Origin of the sequence: Pantoea sp. UBA5035, assembly GCF_002415245.1 — a bacterium.
In the GTDB taxonomy this organism is placed as follows: Bacteria; Pseudomonadota; Gammaproteobacteria; order Enterobacterales; family Enterobacteriaceae; genus Pantoea; species Pantoea septica.
This window is the reverse complement of record NZ_DICD01000011.1, coordinates 82,585-102,023: the sequence shown is the minus strand read 5'-3', so window position 1 is coordinate 102,023 and position 19,439 is coordinate 82,585. Positions and strand designations below refer to the sequence as shown.

Here is a 19,439-nt window from a genome sequence, read left to right as displayed (position 1 = left end):
TGCCATGTCTTGATGACATCACTCCTAAGCTCGCCCTGATTCTGGTAACTCATATATTTTATAAGGTTTTATTACCATGAATCAGACGCTTCTTTCTGAATTTGGCACGCCGGAACAGCGTGTAGAACGTGCAGTCGCTGCGCTCCGTGAGGGACGCGGCGTGATGGTGCTTGACGACGAAGACCGCGAAAACGAAGGCGATATGATCTTCGCTGCGGAAACCATGACCGTTGAGCAGATGGCGCTCACCATTCGCCACGGCAGCGGCATTGTTTGCCTTTGCCTGACTGAAGAACGCCGTCAGCAGCTTGAGCTGCCGATGATGGTGGAGACCAATACCAGCGCCTACGGCACCGGTTTTACCGTGACCATTGAGGCCGCTGAAGGGGTCACCACCGGCGTATCCGCGCAGGATCGCATTACGACCATTCGCGCAGCGATCGCCGATAACGCGAAGCCGAGCGATCTTAATCGTCCCGGCCACGTCTTCCCGCTGCGCGCGCGCGACGGCGGCGTGTTGACGCGCGGCGGCCATACCGAAGCGACCATCGATCTGGTGACGCTGGCGGGCTTTAAGCCAGCGGGCGTGCTGTGCGAACTGACCAATGACGACGGCACCATGGCGCACGCGCCGGAAGCTATCACCTTTGCCAAAGCGAACAATATGCCGGTCGTCACCATTGAAGACCTGGTGGCGTATCGCCGCGCGCATGAGACGCGTCAGGCCAGCTAAGCTGCACTGCTGACCAACGAAAAACGGGCCGCTTAGCGGCCCGTTTTGTTTGTAGCCGGCGCTTAGCCCAGCTCGCTTACCTGCAGCAGCGCGAGGCTCGCGCCCATCACCGTCATGCCGCACAGCACGCCGTAACTCGGGTTGTTATGAGGATCGATCTCGCGCGCCAGCGGCATCAGCTCGTCCACCGACAGCGCCACCATAATACCGGCGACGGCCGCCATCACCGCGGCGATCGCCACCGGCGACATCATCGGGCCGAGCAGCGCAAACGCCAGCAGCCCACCGAGGATCTCCGCCATGCCGGAGACGCAGGCCCAGAACAACGCTTTGCTTTTCGAGCCGGTTGCGGCGTACATCGGACCGGCGACCGCCAGACCTTCGGGAATGTTGTGGATCGCCACCGCCAGCGCAATGCCCAGCCCCAGCTCCATATCGCTGCTGGCGGTGACATAGGTGGCGACGCCTTCAGGGAAGTTATGCAGGCTGATGCCCAGCGTCAGCAGGATCGCCGTGCGGCGCAGCTTCGCCGGATGACGCTGCGCCGTCATTAGATCCTGCGGATGCTGATGCGGCAGCAGGCGATCCAGCGCAAAATAGCCGACCAGGCCCAGCATAAACATGCCGTATCCGAGTATCGGCGATATCCCCTCGGTACGCAGCGCGGTCGGCAGCATCTCCATCAGCGAAATCAGCAGCATGATCCCGGCGGCGAAGCCGAGCGCGAACGCCAGCATGCGGTTAGAAGGCTTTTGACCCAGCACGCCGAACAGCGCGCCGATAAACGTAGCGCCGCCAGCCAGAATGGTAAGCAGCAAAGGGACCGACATCGCACTCTCCTTAATGATAATCATTCGCATAAAGTTAGCGATAACCCTACGGAAGATCGAGTTATTTTTGGTAAAGAAGTGTCGGCCAAAAGTTATTCAAATCCACTGATGCTCTTCATCATGCTTATGCGCGTTTCCGGCACTGTTAAAGGGCGTATCGTTGTCCCATTGAGAATAAGTGAGGATGAACAATGCAACAGACGATGCCCGCGCTGTTTTTAGGTCACGGCAGCCCGATGAACGTGCTGGAAGAGAACCGCTACACCCAGGCCTGGCGTCATGCAGGCGAGACGCTGCCGCGCCCGCGCGCCATTATCGCGGTATCGGCGCACTGGTACACGCGCGGCACGGCGGTCACGGCGATGGAAGATCCGCGCACCATTCACGACTTCGGCGGCTTCCCGCAGGCGCTGTTCGACACGCGCTATCCGGCGCCGGGCTCGCCCGCACTGGCGCAGGAGATCGCCGATGCGCTCGCGCCAACGCCGGTGCGCTTCGACCACGAGTGGGGGTTCGATCACGGCTCCTGGGGCGTGCTGATCAAGATGTATCCAGACGCCGATATTCCGGTGGTGCAGCTGAGCGTCGATGCGACGCAGCCGGCCGCCTGGCACTTTGAGCAGGGCAAAAAGCTGGCGGCGCTGCGCGACAGCGGCGTGATGATCGTTGCCAGCGGCAACGTGGTGCATAACCTGCGCAAGGTGCGCTGGGACGAAACGGCGGAAGCCTGGCCCTGGGCGCAGCGCTTCAATCAGTTCGTACGGGATAACCTGGACTATCAGGGCGACACCGAGGCGCATCCGCTGGTGAATTTTATGCAGCATCCGGATGCCGCGCTGTCGAACCCGACGCCGGAACACTATCTGCCGCTGCTCTATGTGCTGGGCGCGCGTCAGGCTGGCGAGCCGGTGACCGTGCCGGTAGACGGCCTTGAGATGGGCGCTATCAGCATGCTGTCGGTGCAGGTAGGCTAAGCGAAGGCGGGCCGAAGCGGCCCGCTCTGTTTATTCGACAAAAGCGTGGGGATAGAAGCGTGAAAGATCCTGAGTGATCAGGTCGCGATCCTCGCGCAGGCCGATACCGGCCGGCTGATCGTCTATCAGCCAGCTGCCGATCAGCGTGTAGCTGTCGCCGAACTTCGGCAGCGGGCAGAACTGCTGCACGATCATGCCCTCTTCGCCGTAAGGCCCGTCTACGCGCGCAATCTCCTGACCGTTTTCCACGATGCGAATATTGGCGCCTTCGCGCGAGAACAGCGGCTTCACCACATATTTATCCATGTGCGGCACGTTGTCTTCGGCGAAATAAGCGGGCAGCAGGTTAGGGTGATTGGGGAACATCTGCCACAGCATCGGCAGCAGCGCCTTATTGGAGACGATGCTTTTCCAGGCCGGCTCCAGCCAGCGCACGCCCGCATCCGCCAGCTTGGTGGAGAAGATCTCGCGCAGCATAAACTCCCACGGATAGAGCTTGAACAGGTTGCTGATCACCTGATCCTGCACGTCGGTGAACTGGCCCTTATCACCGAGGCCGATCTCGTCGATATAGAGGAATTCGCTCGGCAAACCCGCTTCGGTGGCGCAGTCCTGCAGATACTGCACCGTGCCGCGATCCTCTTCGGTATCGCGACAGCAGGCGAAGTGCAGCCACTGAAAGCCATGTTGTTGATGCAGCGCGGCGAAACGCTCGATCAGCTTCTCCTGCAGGCTGTTGAACTGATCGCTGCCCGGCGGCAGCTGACCGGCGTTGAGCTGATCTTCCAGCCAGATCCACTGAAAGAAGGCCGCTTCGTAAAGCGAAGTCGGCGTGTCCGCATTGTTTTCCAGTAGCTTAGCGTCGCCCTGACCGTCCCAGGCGAGATCGAGGCGCGAGTAGAGCGACGGCTGGCGCTGTTTCCAGGAGTCGCGCACGAAATCCCAGGTGTGCTTCGGAATGCGGAATTTTTCCAGCAGCTGCTCACTGGCCACCACTTTTTCCACCACCTGCAGACACATCTGGTGCAGCTCCGCCGTGGTCGCTTCCAGCCTATCTATCTGCGCCAGCGTGAACTGGTAGTAGGCATCTTCGCACCAGTACGGCTCGCCGTGCATGGTGTGAAAACGAAAGCCGTATTCCGTGGCTTTTTCGCGCCAGTCGGGACGCTCGTTGATTGCAATGCGTTGCATAACGGCTTCAGCCTCCCAGCGAACGGCTGGAGGTGCCGGTAGCGCTGCTGCGCGCCATGCTGTTCTGCTTCGCGACCGTTTCGCCGAAGCCGCCGCGCGTGATGGTCGAAGTGGTAGCCGGTTTCGGCGCCAGCGCGGTTTTCGGCACGTTCATGGTGCGGCCAGAGGTAGCGGCGCCGTAGTTTTTGCCTGACGCGTCAACAAACTGGCCGTTCGCCGGGCTGTTCGGGGTACGCGGAGAGAAGAGCGGCTGCTGAGCGAAGCCCGCGCCGCCGCCCATCAGACGTCCCATCATGTAGCCTGCCATTAACGGCATCCAGAAGCTGCCGCTCTGCTGCGCTTCGGCATTCTGCGTGGTGCCGACACCAGCCTGCGCCGGCGCCTGCTGGCACTGGTTCTCGCCGAACTCCGCAACGCAGTCTTCGCGTGAGGCATATTTCGGCGCGGTGCGCTCCGCTTCTTTCAGCGCGTTATTGTAGGCGGTGGTGCACTGCGCGCTCTGGCCTGGATTGGCCTTGCTGCAGTCATCCGCGTTCTGATACATCGAGACCGTTTCATCGCTCTGTTCGCAGCCCGCCAGGGTAAATACCGCGGCGATGGCCAATGCGACCGGCGTTAAATGGCGTGCCTGCCAGCTTTTACGAAAAGCGGCATGGCGAATATTTTTTGTCCGTTTCATCGTTGTCGTCCTGTGCCCAAAGGTGATGCTCAGGATAGGGGATCGCTGGTGGAAAATGAAGCTGAGGGCCTGATGAGGAAAGGATCTTTACGTTGTTATACGTTTAACGGCGAGACGGGCCGCAAAGCGGCCATTATGGCCAGCGGCTGAAATTCGAAACGGGTGTGATGTGGACCGAAGAGCAAAGCGTCACGCGCCAGGGAGGGCGCGTGTCGAGCAGGCTGGGATGCCGATTTTGCGACTTTGCGATCGGTCCATATCGCGCACGTTGGCACCGTCAAGACGGGCCGCAAAGCGGCCCGTTGAGGATTAATTGCGGAACGGATTCGCGCTGCTGCGCTGGGCGGCAGGGCGCGCTGTCGGAGCCGCCGGCTCTGCTGACGGACCGTTGTTGACGCGTGCGGTCTGCTGCGGATTTTCCGGCGCGACGCTTTCTGGCGAGGTCGAAATCTCTTTGCCAAGCTGGCTGTTCAGCAGCTGCAGATCCTGCTCGTTCAGCGTACCCAGCGCATATTTGATATTGAGCTGGTTGATCAGATAGCTGTAGCGCGCGTCAGAGAGCTGCTGCTTGGCGTTGTAGAGCGTGGTGGTCGCATCCAGCACGTCGACGATGGTGCGCGTGCCGACCTGATAGCCCGCTTCCATGGCGTCCAGCGAGCTTTGCGCAGAGACCACCGCCTGTTTATAGGCGTCGATGCTGCTGACAGAGGCGTTGACGTTGTTATAGGAGGAACGCACGGTCTGCACGGCAGAGCGATGCGCGCTCTCCAGCTGCTCGCTGGCGCTGACGTAGTTGTACTGCGCCTGCTTCACCTGCGAGGTGACCGCGCCGCCGCTATAGAGCGGCAGCGAGAAGCTCAGGCCCACCTGGTTGGTGCCGCTGATGGAGTCGGTGCTGCCCGCGCTCTGGTTGGCGCGGCTGCCGCCATATTTGCTGTTCGACAGGCCGGTTGACGCGGTCAAATCCAGCGTCGGCATATGGCCGGTTTCGGCGTAGCGGATCTGCTCGCGCGCCAGATCCTGGTTCAGACGTGCCGACAGCAGGTTCAGGTTACGGCTCTCCGCCTGCTTCAGCAGCGCGCTGACCGCGTCCGGTTTAGTGGTTTTGAAGCGATCGATATTCAGCGACGCCAGCGCAAGGTAGTCGTTGCCGGTAATCTGACGCAGCGACTCGACCATATTGTCGAGGTTGTTGCGCGCGGTCACTTCGTTCGCCAGCACGCTGTCATACTGCGCGCGGGCGTTCTGTACGTCGGTAATCGCCACCAGGCCCACGTTGAAACGCTGCGTGGTCTGATCCAGTTCGCGATAGATCGACTGTTTTTGCGCTTCGATGTATGAAAGGGTATCGATCGCCTTTAATACGTTGAAATAAGCGGTAGCGGTATTCAGGATCAAATCCTGCTGCGCAACCTGATAGGTGACGTCCTGAATGCCGGCAGTTTTTTCCTGCAGCGTCAGGTTGCGCCATTTCGACATGTCGAAAATGGTCTGGGTTAATTGCAGCGATCCGCTGGTCGTGTTGGAATGAAGGCCGCTACTGTCGCGATAACCATTGCTATAGGTGTAATCCGCGCCTAAACCTAACTGAGGCAACAAAGGACTGCGCGCTTCATTAATCTTTTCAAAGGCGGCGTCGCGGGTAGCTGCGGAGCTACGTAAATCCGGGTTGCTCAGACGCGCTTGTTGATAGACCTGCAGCAGGTCCTCTGCCTGACTGGCAAGGCTGAAACCGGCCAGGCTCAGCCCAATGAGAAGTGGGAGCAGTTTTTTCATTTGCATTCCTTTTGTTGCAGCAAATTACAGGGGTAGCGCTGCCGGATAAGCCAAAAAATAATCGCAGATTCTAGCAGAGTGCGACTGTGAGATAAGTTGGCTGAACGTGCCTTCTCCCCCTAATTTACGTAAATAATTCAGAAAGAACCACTCGGATGGAGACCTATGGTTGGCTTTTTGCCGCTCCGTCCCAATCTGCATAAGGATCCCGACGATGAGCGGCGAAAAAAAATCTCCAGTGACTTTTACAAAAAACGATGTAGAAATTATTGCACGCGAAACCGCCTGGAAAGGTTTTTTTTCCATTGTTCGTTACCGGTTTCGCCACCGCCGCTTTAATGGCGAAATGAGCAACGAGGTGGTGCGCGAAGTTTTCGAGCGTGGGCACGCCGCGGTGCTGCTACCCTATGATCCCTTACGCGACGAAGTGGTGCTGATCGAACAGATCCGCATTCCCGCCTTTGACGTCAGCGAAACGCCCTGGCTGCTGGAGATGGTGGCGGGCATTATCGAGCCCAACGAAAGCGCCGAAGATGTGGTGCGACGCGAGGCCGTAGAAGAAGCGGGCCTGACCGTCGGTCGGGTTAAACCCGTGTTAAACTACCTCGCCAGCCCTGGCGGCACCAGCGAACGCTTGTCGATCCTGGTGGGAGAAGTGGATGCCAGCCTGGCAAAAGGATGCCACGGCCTGGAGGAAGAGAATGAGGATATTCTTGTGCATGTGGTAAGCCGCGAACAGGCTTACCGCTGGGTGGAAGAGGGGATTATCGACAACGCGGCGTCTGTCATCGCCCTGCAATGGCTGGCGTTGCACCATGAAAAACTACGAGAAGAGTGGAAGCTAAAATGAAACAGCGCTATATCCCTGATTTCCCCGAAATGATGCGGCTTTGCGAAACCAATTTCGCCCAGCTGCGTCGTTTGCTGCCGCGCAGCGACGAGGCCGGCGCGTCGGTGGTCTATCAGGTAAAGGGCGCCCGCTACCAGTTGACCATTGAAGAGTCCACGCGCTACACCACGCTGGTTGAAATCCGCCAGGTGGCACCGACCGTCAGCTACTGGAGCCTGCCTTCCATGTCGGTGCGGCTCTATCATGACGCGCTGGTCGCCGAAGTGTGTTCAACACAGCAGATCTATCGCTTTAAAGCGCGCTATGATTATCCTAATAAAAAACTGCATCAGCGCGACGAGAAACATCAGATCAACCAGTTTCTGGCAGACTGGTTGCGTTACTGTCTGGCACAGGGCGCGATGGCGGCGCCGGTCTGCTGATCGCACAGATAATGCATTATTCGGCGTGGAGACGAAGGAAACGCTTTGGATAGCCTGCTAACACTTCCTGCGGCGAATGGGGCCGGGATCAGGATTTTGCAAATCACGGACACCCACCTTTTCGCTGGAAAAAATGAATCGCTGCTGGGCGTGAATACCTGGGCGAGTTATGACGCGGTGCTGGACGCCATTGCGGCGCAGCAGCGCGAGTACGATCTGATTATCGCCACCGGCGATCTCGCTCAGGATCACTCTGTCGAAGCCTATCAGCACTTCGCTGAGGGCATCGTACGCCTGCCGAAACCCTGCGTCTGGCTGCCGGGCAATCATGATTTCCAGCCGGCGATGGTCGACACGCTGGCCGAGGCGAAGATCGACGCCCGCAAGCACGTGCTGCTCGGCGACCACTGGCAGCTGGTGATGCTCGACAGCCAGGTGTTCGGCGTGCCGCACGGCATGCTGAGCGACTATCAGCTGGAGTGGCTCGATAAAACGCTGGCGCTCTATCCGCAGCGCCACACGCTGGTGGTACTGCATCATCATCCGCTGGCCAGCGGCTGCACCTGGCTCGATCAGCACAGCCTGCGCAATTCCCATCAGCTCGACGCGGTGCTGCAACACTATCCTTTAGCGCGCACCCTGGTGTGCGGCCATATTCATCAGGAGCTGGATATCGACTGGCGCGGCCGCCGCGTGCTGGCGACGCCCTCGACCTGCGTGCAGTTCAAACCGCACTGCACCAGCTTCACCATCGACACCGTCGCCCCCGGATGGCGCTGGTTTACTCTCTATCCAGACGGATCTTTCGCGACCGAAGTGGAACGGCTGCAAACCGATGCGTTTCGGCCGGACCTGGACTCGGACGGGTACTGACGCATGGCGGCGCTGCTCTATCTGCACGGTTTCAACAGCTCGCCGCGCTCCGCCAAGGCGACGCAGCTGCAGCAGTGGATGGCAGAAACGCATCCGCATATCGAGGTGATCGTGCCGCAGCTGCCCGCTTTTCCCGCCGACGCCGCCGCGCTGCTGGAAGAGAAAGTGATGGCCCTGAGCGGCCAGCCGCTCGGCTTAATCGGCTCCTCGCTGGGCGGCTATCTCGCCACCTGGCTCTCCCAGTGTTTTATGCTGCCTGCCGTGGTGGTCAATCCGGCGGTGCGTCCTTTCGAGCTGCTGGCGGATTACCTTGGGGTGAACCAGAATCCCTACACGGGCCAGCAATATGTGTTAGAGTCTCGCCACATTTACGATCTGAAAGTCATGCAGATTGACCCGCTGGAAGCGCCCGATTTGATCTGGCTACTGCAACAAACCGGCGACGAAGTGCTCGACTACCGCCAGGCGCTCGACTACTACAGCGCGTGCCGACAAACGGTGGAGCAGGGCGGCAATCATGCGTTTACTGGATTCGAACGCCATTTCCCGCAGATTCTGGACTTTCTGGGTCTGAATCACGAATAACTCGCGGAAATTGCACATAATTTCACGCTTCTGATTAGAAACTTATCATGAGTCAATCAAGCTATAACGCGGATGCTATTGAGGTTCTGACCGGCCTTGAGCCGGTTCGCCGTCGTCCCGGCATGTACACCGATACGACGCGTCCTAACCATCTGGGCCAGGAAGTCATTGATAACAGCGTCGATGAGGCGCTGGCGGGCCATGCCAAACGGGTCGAAGTGATCCTGCACGCCGATCAGTCGCTGGAGGTCATCGACGACGGGCGCGGCATGCCGGTAGATATCCACCCGGAAGAGGGCGTGCCTGCGGTCGAGCTGATCCTGTGTCGTCTGCATGCGGGCGGCAAGTTCTCCAGCAAAAATTATCAGTTCTCAGGCGGCCTGCACGGCGTCGGCATCTCCGTGGTCAACGCCCTGTCGAAGCGCGTTGAGGTCACGGTGCGCCGCAACGGCGAGGTCTACAACATCGCGTTCGAGAACGGCGAAAAAGTGCAGGAGCTGACCAAAACCGGCACGGTGGCGAAACGCAACACCGGCACCAGCGTGCACTTCTGGCCTGACGAAAGCTTCTTCGACAGCCCGCGCTTCTCGGTTTCCCGCCTCTCCCATCTGCTGAAGGCCAAGGCGGTGCTCTGTCCCGGCGTGGAGATCGTCTTTAAAGACAAGGTCAACAATACCGAACAGCGCTGGTGCTACGAAGACGGCCTGACCGACTACCTGTGCGAAGCGGTCAACGGCCTGCCGACGCTGCCGGAAAAACCGTTCGTCGGCAGCTTCTCCGGCGAGACGGAGGCGGTGGACTGGGCGCTGTTGTGGCTGCCGGAAGGCGGCGAGCTGCTGACCGAAAGCTACGTCAACCTGATCCCCACCATGCAGGGCGGCACGCACGTCAACGGCCTGCGTCAGGGGCTGCTCGACGCGATGCGCGAGTTCTGCGAATACCGCAATATTCTGCCGCGCGGCGTGAAGCTGTCGGCGGAAGATATCTGGGATCGCTGCGCTTACGTGCTGTCGGTGAAGATGCAGGATCCGCAGTTCGCCGGACAGACCAAAGAGCGTCTGTCGTCGCGCCAGTGCGCCGCCTTCGTTTCGGCGGTGGTGAAAGATGCCTTTAGCCTGTGGCTCAATCAGAACGTGCAGGCGGCGGAGCAGCTGGCCGAGCTGGCGATTTCCAGCGCGCAGCGCCGTATGCGCGCGGCGAAAAAAGTGGTGCGCAAAAAGCTCACCAGCGGACCGGCGCTGCCGGGCAAGCTAGCGGACTGCACCGCGCAGGATCTAAATAAAACCGAGCTTTTCCTCGTGGAAGGGGACTCCGCAGGCGGATCCGCCAAGCAGGCGCGCGATCGCGAATATCAGGCGATCATGCCGCTCAAAGGCAAGATCCTCAACACCTGGGAAGTCTCGTCCGACGAAGTGCTGGCGTCGCAGGAGGTGCATGACATCTCCGTGGCGATCGGCATCGATCCCGACAGCGAAGATCTTAGCCAGCTGCGCTACGGCAAGATCTGCATCCTTGCCGATGCGGACTCGGACGGCCTGCATATCGCCACGCTGCTGTGCGCGCTGTTTGTGAAGCACTTCCGCTCGCTGGTGAAAGGCGGCCACGTCTACGTCGCGATGCCGCCGCTATACCGTATCGATCTCGGCAAAGAGGTCTATTACGCCCTCGACGAAGATGAGAAAGAGGGTGTGCTGGAGCAGCTTAAGCGCAAGAAAGGCAAACCTAACGTGCAGCGCTTTAAAGGGCTGGGCGAGATGAACCCGCTGCAGCTGCGTGAAACCACCCTCGACCCTAATACGCGCCGCCTGGTGCAGCTAACGGTGGACGATAGCGACATTGAGCAGACGCTGCGCGTGATGGATATGCTGCTGGCCAAGAAGCGCTCGGAAGATCGCCGCAACTGGCTGCAGGAAAAAGGCGATATGGCCGATATCGAAGTGTAATCATCGCGCTGCGGCATGGCGCGCGATTCGGGGCTGCGGCCTGAATCGCGCGTCCGCCGCGCACCCGGAGTAGACGATGAAAGTCACGCTGGAAGAGCTGCGCGTGCTGGTGGCGGTGGCGGACTGCGGTTCAATCACCTCGGCGGCGGAGCTGCTGGATCAAACCAGTTCAGGCGTGAGCCGCGCCCTGAGCCGCCTCGAAGCCAAACTCAACAGCACTTTGCTGCACCGCACCACGCGGCGGCTGGCCCTGACCGAAGAGGGCCAGCTTTTCCTGACCCACGCGCGCCAGATTTTGCTCTCCGTCGAACAGGCGGAAGAGCAGATCGCCCGACGCCGTGAGACGCCTTCTGGCCGCCTGCGCATCAACGCCGCCGCGCCTTTTATGCAGCACGTCATCGTGCCGCTGATCGGCGCGTTCCGGCAGCGCTATCCGCTGATCCAGCTGGAGCTCAATACCGACGACATCGTGATCGATCTGCTGGAGCAGCAGACCGATATCGCGATTCGCATCGGCGAGCTGCGGGATTCCACCATGCGCGCCCGGATGCTCGGCAGCAGCCGGGTTCGGCTGCTGGCCAGCCCAGCCTATCTGCAGAAATTTGGCGAACCGCAGAGCGTCGAGGCGCTGGCGCAGCATCAGCTGATCGGCTTCAGCCAGCTGGAGATGCATAACGTCTGGCCCGTCTGGCAGCGTGAAGGCGAGCTGCTGCGCATTCAGCCGACTATTGCCGCTTCCAGCGGCGAAATCATTCGCCAGCTCGCGCTGGCGGGCCAGGGCATCGCGCGCATATCCGACTTCGTCAGCCATCAGGATCTCGCCGCCGGCCGGCTACAAGAGGTGCTGGTGCAGCAGACGCACGACGTCAGGCTGCCCGTGCATGCCGTTTACTACCGCAACGCGGAGCTGGCGTCGCGCATTACCTGTTTTCTCGACTTTCTCCATCAGGAGATCGCCTCACAGGCGCTGTTCTGACAAAAAAAAGCCGCGCGTCCTGAGGCGCGCGGCGCGTGACAGCCTGTGACGTCAGGCGGTCGGTTCCAGCACCAGAATCTTCACGTCCAGCACGTCGTCTTTAATCTTCTCGCGATGCGCTTCCATATGCGGCATCTGCTGATGCTGCTCCAGGTGGCGCAGCGACTCCCACTGTTCCAGCATAAAAATGGAGTCGGGCGAATTCTGCTTCCACGGCACCTGCGCCTGATGATCGACCAGCGCGTCGTACTGGTGGCAGCCCTCTTCGGCCAGCACCGACGGGATAAGCGACCTGATCGCCTCCAGCACTTTATTGCGATGTCCTGGTTTAATACAAATTTCAGCCACTACCGTTAACATGTCCGTCTCCTTGTTTGCGGGTCCGCTGTCAGTTAAGCAAAGATCTCGCTGAGATGTGTCCGATAACGTGCGATATCGCGCGGCACGTCCGGCATCTTGATGACGTCGTTGCAGATAAAGGTCGGCAGCGCTTCCATTCCCAGGAACTGGTTGGCTTTATGGAAGTGCAGATAGAGACCGTCGACGCCGACGCCTTCAAAGAACTGATCGGGATCGGTAAAGGCGTCCAGCGGCGCGTTCCAGGTCAGCGACAGCATATATTTTTTGCCCTGCAGCAGACCGCCCGAGCCATACTTTTTGCTGGCGTCGGCGCGCGAGCGGCCGTCGCTGGCGTAGAGCGAGCCGTGACCTTCGGTAAAGACTTTGTCGATATAGCGCTTCACCGTCCAGGGTTCGCCCATCCACCAGCCGGGCATCTGGTAAATCACCACGTCGCTGTCGAGATACTTCTGCACTTCATCCGCGATAACATAGTCGCTGTCGGCCAGAGTGACGTTAACCTGATGGCCTAAGTCGCGCAGCTGGCTGGCCGCCACCTCGGTCAGGGTATGGTTCAGCTCGCCTTTGGAGTGGGCGAAGGTTTTACCGCCGTCGATAATCAGAATGTTCATTCGCTAATCTCATGTGTGTTGCAATAGAGGGCTACTCTACGCCCTTAGCGGCGGCGGAAAAATGGGATTCAGATCACAAGACTTTTGCGCTGGAAGCAATAATCCAGCGGCTTATGACACACTCCGACAACACTCATCACGTCAAACAGAAGAACAATAATGCGCACATACCTTATTAGCGCGCTGCTGCTGGCCAGCGGCGTCGCGCAGGCGGACTCCCGTCTGGATCAGATCCTCGCCAGCAAAACCCTGAAGGTCTGCACCACCGGCGACTACAAGCCTTACACCTATCTGCGCCCGGACGGCCAGTACGAGGGGCTGGATATCAGCATGGCGCAGTCGCTGGCCGCCAGCCTGGATGCGAAGATCAGCTGGGTGCCGACCACATGGAAAACCCTGTCGCAGGATTTTAAAGAGAAGCAGTGCGATATCGCGCTGGGCGGCGTGTCGGTGACGCTGAAGCGTCAGCAGATCGCCTGGTTCGCCCAGCCGCTCGGCTTCGACGGCAAGATCCCGCTGGTGCGCTGCGCCGACAAGGCGAAATACAGCACGGTCGAGCAGCTTAACGCGCCGGCGGTGCGGGTGATCGAACCGGCGGGCGGCACCAACGAAGCCTTTGTCCACAGCCATCTGCCGCAGGCGACGCTGACCCTGTTCCACGATAACGTGACGATTTTCCAGCAGCTGGTGGACAGGAAGGCCGACGTGATGATCACCGACGCCTCCGAAGCGCTTTACCAGCAGCAGCGCTACCCCCAGCTCTGCGCTATTAATCCGCAGGCGCCGCTGCAGTACGGCGAAAAAGCCTACATGATCCCGCGCGACGATATGAGCTGGAAAGCCTATATCGATCAGTGGCTGCACCTCGCCACCGCTACCGGCGAATATGCGCGTATCGCGGCGCAGTGGATGGGCGCGGCGCGCTGATGGTCGCGGCCGGCGATCCTGGGCCGCACTGCGCTTCCCCTGTGACTAATTCTGGCGATTGAGGTACTATCCTCGCCAAATAACCGCCGGGTGTTTCGCCATTGCGGGACACGAAGTGAGGATAAAAATTCAATGAGTGAATTGACGCAGGATGGTGCAGAGCGTCTTGCCCTGCACACATTTACCGAAAACGCGTACCTGAACTACTCGATGTACGTCATCATGGACCGCGCCTTGCCCTATATCGGCGACGGTCTGAAGCCGGTACAGCGCCGTATCGTGTACGCCATGTCGGAGCTCGGCCTGAGCGCCAGCGCCAAATTCAAGAAATCCGCGCGTACCGTGGGCGACGTGCTGGGTAAATACCATCCGCACGGCGACAGCGCCTGCTACGAAGCGATGGTGCTGATGGCGCAGCCGTTCTCCTATCGCTATCCGCTGGTCGATGGCCAGGGCAACTGGGGCGCGCCTGACGATCCGAAATCCTTCGCGGCGATGCGCTATACCGAATCCCGCTTGTCTAAATATGCGGAAGTGCTGCTCGGCGAACTGGGCCAGGGCACGGTGGACTTCGTGCCGAACTTCGACGGCACGATGCAGGAACCGAAAATGCTGCCCGCGCGGCTGCCGAACATTCTGCTGAACGGCACCACCGGCATCGCCGTCGGCATGGCCACCGACATTCCGCCGCACAACCTGCGCGAAGTGGCGCAGGCGGCGATCGCCCTGATCGATAAGCCGAACACCAGCCTCGATGCGCTGCTGGATATCGTGCAGGGGCCGGATTATCCCACCGAGGCGGAGATCATCACGCCGCGCGACGAGATCCGTAAAATTTACCAGACCGGCCGCGGCTCTGTTCGCCAGCGCGCGGTGTGGAAAAAAGAGGATGGCGAGGTGGTGATCACCGCGCTGCCGCACCAGGTTTCCGGCGCGCGCGTGCTGGAGCAGATCGCCGCGCAGATGCGCAATAAAAAACTGCCGATGGTGGAAGATCTACGCGACGAGTCGGATCATGAAAACCCGACCCGCCTGGTGATCGTGCCGCGTTCGAATCGCGTGGATCTGGATCAGGTGATGCATCACCTGTTCGCCACCACCGATCTTGAGAAGAGCTACCGCGTTAACCTCAACATGATCGGCCTCGACAACCGTCCGTCGGTGAAAAACCTGCTGGAGATCCTGTCGGAATGGCTGGTGTTCCGCCGCGACACCGTTAAGCGTCGTCTTAACCATCGCCTTGAGCGCGTGCTGCGTCGTCTGCACATTCTTGAGGGCCTGCTGGTCGCCTTCCTCAATATCGACGAGGTGATCCATATCATCCGCAGCGAGGATGAGCCTAAGCCGGTGCTGATGTCGCGCTTCGGCATCAGCGAAACCCAGGCGGAAGCGATCCTCGAGCTGAAGCTGCGCCACCTGGCGAAGCTGGAAGAGATGAAGATCCGCGGCGAGCAGAGCGAGCTGGAAAAAGAGCGCGATCAGATTCAGGCGATCCTCGCCTCTGAGCGCAAGATGAATACCCTGCTGAAGAAAGAGCTGCAGGCGGACGCCGCCGCCTACGGCGACGATCGTCGTTCGCCGCTCCACGAGCGTGAAGAGGCCAAAGCGCTGAGCGAAAACGAACTGGTGCCGTCCGAGCCGGTCACTATCGTTCTGTCGCAGATGGGCTGGGTGCGCAGCGCCAAGGGCCACGATATCGATCCGTCAGGGCTGAGCTACAAAGCGGGCGACAGCTATCTGGCGGCGGCGCGCGGCAAGAGCAACCAGCCGGTCGCCTTTATCGACTCCACCGGACGCAGCTATACGCTCGATCCCACCTCGCTGCCGTCGGCGCGCGGGCAGGGCGAGCCGCTGACCGGCAAGCTGACGCCGCCGCCGGGCGCGGTGGTAGAGCAGGTGCTGATGGAGGCGGACGAGCAGAAGCTGCTGATGGCGTCCGACGCCGGCTACGGCTTTATCTGCACCTTCGCCGATCTGGTGTCGCGCAACCGCGCCGGCAAAGCGCTGCTGACGCTGCCGGAGAACGCGCGCGTCATGACGCCGATGGCGGTGCATCACGAAGATGACATGCTGCTGGCGATTACGCAGGCGGGACGTATGCTGATGTTCCCGGTCGGCGAACTGCCGCAGATGTCGAAAGGCAAAGGCAACAAAATTATCTCTATCCCGGCGGCGGACGCCGCAGCGGGCAACGATAAGCTGGCGTGGCTGCTGATCCTGCCGCCGGGCAGCGCGGTTACGCTCTACGTCGGCAAGCGCAAGCTGGTGCTGCGCAGCGAAGAGCTGCAGAAGTTCCGCGCCGACCGCGGACGTCGCGGCACGCTGCTGCCGCGCGGCCTGCAGCGTATCGACAAGGTAGAGCTGGATGCCCCAGCGCGTGCCGTCAGCGAAGACGGCGAAGCCTGAGCAATGCGGCGGAGCCTTCTCTCCGCCGCGCCATAATGAGGGATATATGTTACTAGTACTGCGCACCATCTTTGTGGTGATTTACTCGATTCTGGTCTGTGTTTTCGGCTGCATCTGGTGTCTGTTTTCGCCGCGTAACCCGCGCCACGTCGCCACCTTTGGCCATCTCTTCGGCCGTCTTTCCGGCGTGTTCGGCGTAAAGGTCGAGCTGCGTAAACCGCCTGAGGCGGCCCATTACGGCAACGCTATCTATATCGCCAACCACCAGAATAACTACGACATGATCACGGCGGCGAAGATTGTTCAGCCGACGACGGTGACGGTCGGCAAAAAGAGCCTGCTGTGGGTGCCGTTCTTCGGTCTGCTCTACTGGCTGACCGGCAACCTGCTGATCGACCGGGACAACCGCTCGAAGGCGCACAGCACCATCAGCCAGCTGGTCGATCAGTTTAAAAAGAAGCGCATCTCGTTCTGGATGTTCCCGGAAGGCACGCGCAGCCGCGGCCGCGGTCTGCTACCTTTTAAAACCGGCGCGTTTCATGCGGCCGTAGCGGCAGGCGTGCCCATTATTCCTATCGTGGTCTCCAACACGCACGGCAAAATCAACCTTAACCGCCTGAAAAACGGTCTGGTGATCGTCGAGATGCTGCCGCCGGTCGACACCAGCGGCTACACCACACAGTCGGTGCGCAAGCTCGCTACCCATTGTCGTGAGCTGATGATGGAGAAACTGGAAGCGCTTAACGCCGAGGTCGAAGCGCGCGAAAAAAGCGGTAAACTCTGACCGGCCAGCCTCTTGCCGGCACCCGCACGGATGCACGCGGCGCGCTCTGCCCGCCGCGACGCAACACAGCAATAAATCAAGAATAACAATCGGCTGGCGCGCAAGCGCCACGCGTAAAGGGTTTGACGTTCTATGTCTTTCAGCAGACGACAGTTTATCCAGCTTTCTGCTGGCGCTGCGCTTAGCGCAGGTCTCTTACCTTCTGCGGCGCGCGCCGCCTCCGCGCCCGGCGGCGATACGCCGCTGCCGGTGCCGCCGCTTATCGAATCGCGTCGCGGTCAGCCGATCTTTCTGACGCTGATGCGCAGCCACTGGTCCTTTCTCGGCGACAGCAACAAAGTGCCGGTATGGGGCGTAAACGGGCTCTATCTCGGCCCGACGGTGCGCGTCTACAGCGGCGACGACGTTAAGCTCATCTACAGCAACCGCCTTAACGAGCCGGTGGCGATGACCGTTAGCGGCCTGCAGGTGCCGGGCGCGCTGATGGGCGGCGCGCCGCGCATGATGTCCGCCGGCGCTGACTGGGCGCCGGTGCTGCCGATCCGCCAGAACGCCGCGACCTGCTGGTATCACGCCAACACGCCGAACCACATGGCGCCGCACATCTACAACGGGCTGGCGGGCATGTGGCTGGTCGAGGATGAGGTGAGCAAGCAACTGCCGCTGCCGCGCCACTACGGCGTCGACGACTTCCCGCTGATCATCCAGGACAAGCGCCTCGATAACTTCGGCACGCCCGCCTACGATCCGCCGCGCGACGGCGGCTTTCTCGGCGACGTGCTGCTGGTCAACGGCGTGCAGAATCCCTTTGTCGAGGTGTCGCGCGGCTGGGTGCGCCTGCGCCTGCTCAACGCCTCGAACGCGCGCCGCTACCAGCTGTCGCTGAGCGATAACCGTCCCTTTACCGTTATCGCCAGCGATCAGGGCTTTCTGCCCGCGCCGGTGGCGGTGCAGCAGCTCTCGCTGGCGCCGGGCGAGCGTCGCGAAGTGCTGATCGATATGTCGCAGGGCGACGAGGTGTCGATTACCGCAGGCACGGCGGCGGGCATTATGGACCGCCTGCGCGGCCTGTTCGAACCCTCATCGATCCTCACCAACACGCTGGTGCTGACGCTGCGTCCGACCGGTCTGCTGCCGCTGGTGACCGATAACCTGCCGATGCGTTTGCTGGCGGATCAGATCCTCGACGGCATGGCGACGCGCACGCGCGAATTCCGCATCGGCGAAGATATGCCGGGCATTAACGGCGCACAGTGGGATCTGAACCGCATCGACACCACCGTGCAGCAGGGCACCTTCGAGCGCTGGATCCTGCGCGCCGACCGGCCGCAGGCGATGCATATTCAGGGCGCGATGTTCCTGATCAAGAGCGTCAACGGCGCGCAGCCGATGGGCGAAGATCGCGGCTGGAAAGATACCGTCTGGGTCGATGGCGAGGTCGAGCTGCTGGTGAGCTTTCCGCAAAGCTCGTCCGATCATTTCCCCTTTGTCTACTACAGCCAGACGCTGGAGCTGGCCGATCTCGGCACGGCGGGACAGCTGCTGGTGCAGCCGACGGCGTAAAGGTTCAGGCGAAAAGGGCGCGCTGCCCGCAAGGACAGCGCGCGTAGCCTGCATTAATTGAAGGTTTCCGGGTCCGGCCCCAGACGGTTGCCGCGATCCAGCTTCGCAATTTCGCTCAGCTCGGTCTTCTCCAACCGGAAATCGAACACGGCGAAGTTCTCCGCGATACGCTCAGGCGTCACCGATTTCGGGATGACCACCAGCCCGCTGTCGAGATGCCAGCGGATAACAATCTGCGCCGGGGTTTTGCCATACTTCTTCGCCAGCTGGCGAATAATCTCCTGATCGAACACCCCTTTGCCGCCCTGCGCCAGCGGGCTCCAGGATTCGGTCTGGATCTGATGCATAGCATTCCACGCGTGCAGCGTGCGCTGCTGCAGCATCGGATGCAGCTCGATCTGATTGACGACCGGTGAGACGCCGGTTTCATCCAGCAGACGCTTCAGGTGCGCTTCGTGGAAGTTACAGACGCCGATGCTTTTGGTCAGCCCCTGCTGCTGCAGCTTAATCATCTCTTTCCAGGCGTCGACATAGTGATCTTTCTCCGGGCACGGCCAGTGCATCAGGTAGAGATCGACCTGCTCCAGCTGCAGTTTTTTCAGGCTGGTTTCCATCGCCTGCTGCACATTCTGCTGATCCTCGTTCCACAGCTTGGTGGTAACGAAAATCTCTTCGCGCGGCACGTCGGTATCCTGTAACGCCTGGCCGATCGCCTCTTCGTTTTTATAGGCGGCAGCGGTGTCGATCGAGCGGTAGCCGACCTCCAGCGCCTTAAGCACGGCGCGATGGGCATCTTCGTTGCTCGCCTGCCATACGCCAAGCCCCAGCTGCGGCATCATATTGCCGTCGTGCAGTTTGATAATCGGTTGATCTGCCATAGGTGCTCCTTTCTGTTGCAGTGAACCTGTGAGGCTTAAGTCTAGTCAACAAACCTGCCCCCGTTTCATTGTGGGCGG

The 19,439-nt window shown here is 60.4% G+C and carries 20 protein-coding genes; 12 read left to right on the top strand and 8 right to left on the bottom strand.

All coding sequences use genetic code 11. The annotated features are described in order from the left end of the window. Positions 1–76: 76 nt before the first annotated feature. Complete coding sequence (gene ribB / locus B3229_RS07955) at positions 77–733, top strand: 3,4-dihydroxy-2-butanone-4-phosphate synthase (RefSeq protein ID WP_033752483.1); 657 nt, start codon at positions 77–79, stop codon at positions 731–733. Between the two features lie 62 nt (positions 734–795). Here the strand turns inward: ribB and zupT are convergent, their stop codons facing one another. Then, the gene (zupT, locus tag B3229_RS07950) at positions 796–1,563 is read right to left on the bottom strand and encodes a zinc transporter ZupT (RefSeq protein ID WP_033752479.1); all 768 of its coding nucleotides are present in this window, start codon (positions 1,561–1,563) and stop codon (positions 796–798) included. A gap of 191 nt (positions 1,564–1,754) precedes the next feature. Between zupT and ygiD the strand changes: the two genes are divergently transcribed. Further along, entirely contained in the window at positions 1,755–2,537 is a 783-nt protein-coding gene (gene ygiD / locus B3229_RS07945; RefSeq protein ID WP_286870286.1) for a 4,5-DOPA dioxygenase extradiol, read from the top strand. Between the two features lie 30 nt (positions 2,538–2,567). On the opposite strand, the gene B3229_RS07940 is transcribed toward ygiD, so the two are convergent. The 4 genes from B3229_RS07940 to B3229_RS07925 form a co-directional block, all read right to left on the bottom strand. Next, a complete protein-coding gene (locus tag B3229_RS07940; RefSeq protein ID WP_048783595.1) occupies positions 2,568–3,728 on the bottom strand; it encodes a glutathionylspermidine synthase family protein in 1,161 nt (386 codons plus the stop codon). Between the two features lie 7 nt (positions 3,729–3,735). After that, positions 3,736–4,407 (bottom strand): DUF1190 family protein, encoded by a 672-nt coding sequence (locus tag B3229_RS07935; protein ID WP_033792232.1) that lies wholly within the window; start codon positions 4,405–4,407, stop codon positions 3,736–3,738. A gap of 309 nt (positions 4,408–4,716) precedes the next feature. Beyond that, entirely contained in the window at positions 4,717–6,183 is a 1,467-nt protein-coding gene (tolC, locus tag B3229_RS07930; RefSeq protein ID WP_286870285.1) for an outer membrane channel protein TolC, read from the bottom strand. A gap of 24 nt (positions 6,184–6,207) precedes the next feature. Further along, a complete protein-coding gene (locus tag B3229_RS07925; RefSeq protein ID WP_286870412.1) occupies positions 6,208–6,489 on the bottom strand; it encodes a hypothetical protein in 282 nt (93 codons plus the stop codon). On the opposite strand from B3229_RS07925, the gene nudF reads away from it, so the two are divergent. The 6 genes from nudF (at position 6,398) to B3229_RS07895 (ending at position 11,832) form a co-directional block, all read left to right on the top strand. Beyond that, a complete protein-coding gene (gene nudF, locus B3229_RS07920; RefSeq protein ID WP_033752469.1) occupies positions 6,398–7,033 on the top strand; it encodes an ADP-ribose diphosphatase in 636 nt (211 codons plus the stop codon). The two genes, B3229_RS07925 and nudF, sit on opposite strands and share 92 nt — an antisense overlap. Then, a complete protein-coding gene (locus B3229_RS07915) occupies positions 7,030–7,455 on the top strand; it encodes a DUF1249 family protein (RefSeq protein WP_033752467.1) in 426 nt (141 codons plus the stop codon). The genes nudF and B3229_RS07915 overlap by 4 nt, the downstream gene beginning before the upstream one ends. 45 nt (positions 7,456–7,500) lie before the next feature. Beyond that, positions 7,501–8,328, top strand: a complete 828-nt coding sequence (gene cpdA, locus B3229_RS07910) for a 3',5'-cyclic-AMP phosphodiesterase (RefSeq protein WP_286870284.1) — start codon at positions 7,501–7,503, stop codon at positions 8,326–8,328. A gap of 3 nt (positions 8,329–8,331) precedes the next feature. After that, on the top strand, positions 8,332–8,913 hold the full coding sequence (gene yqiA, locus B3229_RS07905) for an esterase YqiA (RefSeq protein WP_048783588.1): 582 nt from the start codon (positions 8,332–8,334) through the stop codon (positions 8,911–8,913). 47 nt (positions 8,914–8,960) lie between these two features. Next, entirely contained in the window at positions 8,961–10,856 is a 1,896-nt protein-coding gene (gene parE, locus B3229_RS07900) for a DNA topoisomerase IV subunit B (protein ID WP_048783586.1), read from the top strand. 76 nt (positions 10,857–10,932) lie between these two features. Next, positions 10,933–11,832: a LysR substrate-binding domain-containing protein gene (locus tag B3229_RS07895; protein ID WP_286870283.1), complete on the top strand. Its 900-nt coding sequence runs from the start codon at positions 10,933–10,935 to the stop codon at positions 11,830–11,832. A 51-nt stretch (positions 11,833–11,883) separates the two neighbouring features. Here the strand turns inward: B3229_RS07895 and B3229_RS07890 are convergent, their stop codons facing one another. Then, complete coding sequence (locus B3229_RS07890; RefSeq protein WP_048783582.1) at positions 11,884–12,192, bottom strand: putative quinol monooxygenase; 309 nt, start codon at positions 12,190–12,192, stop codon at positions 11,884–11,886. Positions 12,193–12,224: 32 nt separating this feature from the next. Beyond that, positions 12,225–12,803, bottom strand: coding sequence for an NAD(P)H-dependent oxidoreductase (locus B3229_RS07885; RefSeq protein WP_286870282.1), 579 nt, complete (start codon positions 12,801–12,803; stop codon positions 12,225–12,227). A 159-nt stretch (positions 12,804–12,962) separates the two neighbouring features. Here B3229_RS07885 and B3229_RS07880 point away from each other — a divergent pair, with 159 nt between their 5' ends. The 4 genes from B3229_RS07880 to ftsP all read left to right on the top strand — a co-directional run bounded on the left by B3229_RS07880 (position 12,963) and on the right by ftsP (position 18,483). Next, positions 12,963–13,730 carry a transporter substrate-binding domain-containing protein gene (locus tag B3229_RS07880; protein ID WP_286870281.1) on the top strand — a complete coding sequence of 256 codons (768 nt, stop codon included), beginning with the start codon at positions 12,963–12,965 and terminating at the stop codon, positions 13,728–13,730. A gap of 132 nt (positions 13,731–13,862) precedes the next feature. Next, the gene (gene parC, locus B3229_RS07875; protein WP_286870280.1) at positions 13,863–16,136 is read left to right on the top strand and encodes a DNA topoisomerase IV subunit A; all 2,274 of its coding nucleotides are present in this window, start codon (positions 13,863–13,865) and stop codon (positions 16,134–16,136) included. A 46-nt stretch (positions 16,137–16,182) separates the two neighbouring features. After that, positions 16,183–16,920 carry a 1-acylglycerol-3-phosphate O-acyltransferase gene (locus B3229_RS07870; RefSeq protein WP_048783573.1) on the top strand — a complete coding sequence of 246 codons (738 nt, stop codon included), beginning with the start codon at positions 16,183–16,185 and terminating at the stop codon, positions 16,918–16,920. A gap of 132 nt (positions 16,921–17,052) precedes the next feature. Continuing rightward, on the top strand, positions 17,053–18,483 hold the full coding sequence (ftsP, locus tag B3229_RS07865; RefSeq protein WP_286870279.1) for a cell division protein FtsP: 1,431 nt from the start codon (positions 17,053–17,055) through the stop codon (positions 18,481–18,483). 53 nt (positions 18,484–18,536) lie between these two features. Here ftsP and dkgA read toward each other — a convergent pair whose 3' ends face one another. Further along, a complete protein-coding gene (dkgA, locus tag B3229_RS07860; RefSeq protein ID WP_286870278.1) occupies positions 18,537–19,361 on the bottom strand; it encodes a 2,5-didehydrogluconate reductase DkgA in 825 nt (274 codons plus the stop codon). Between the last annotated feature and the right edge of the window lie 78 nt (positions 19,362–19,439).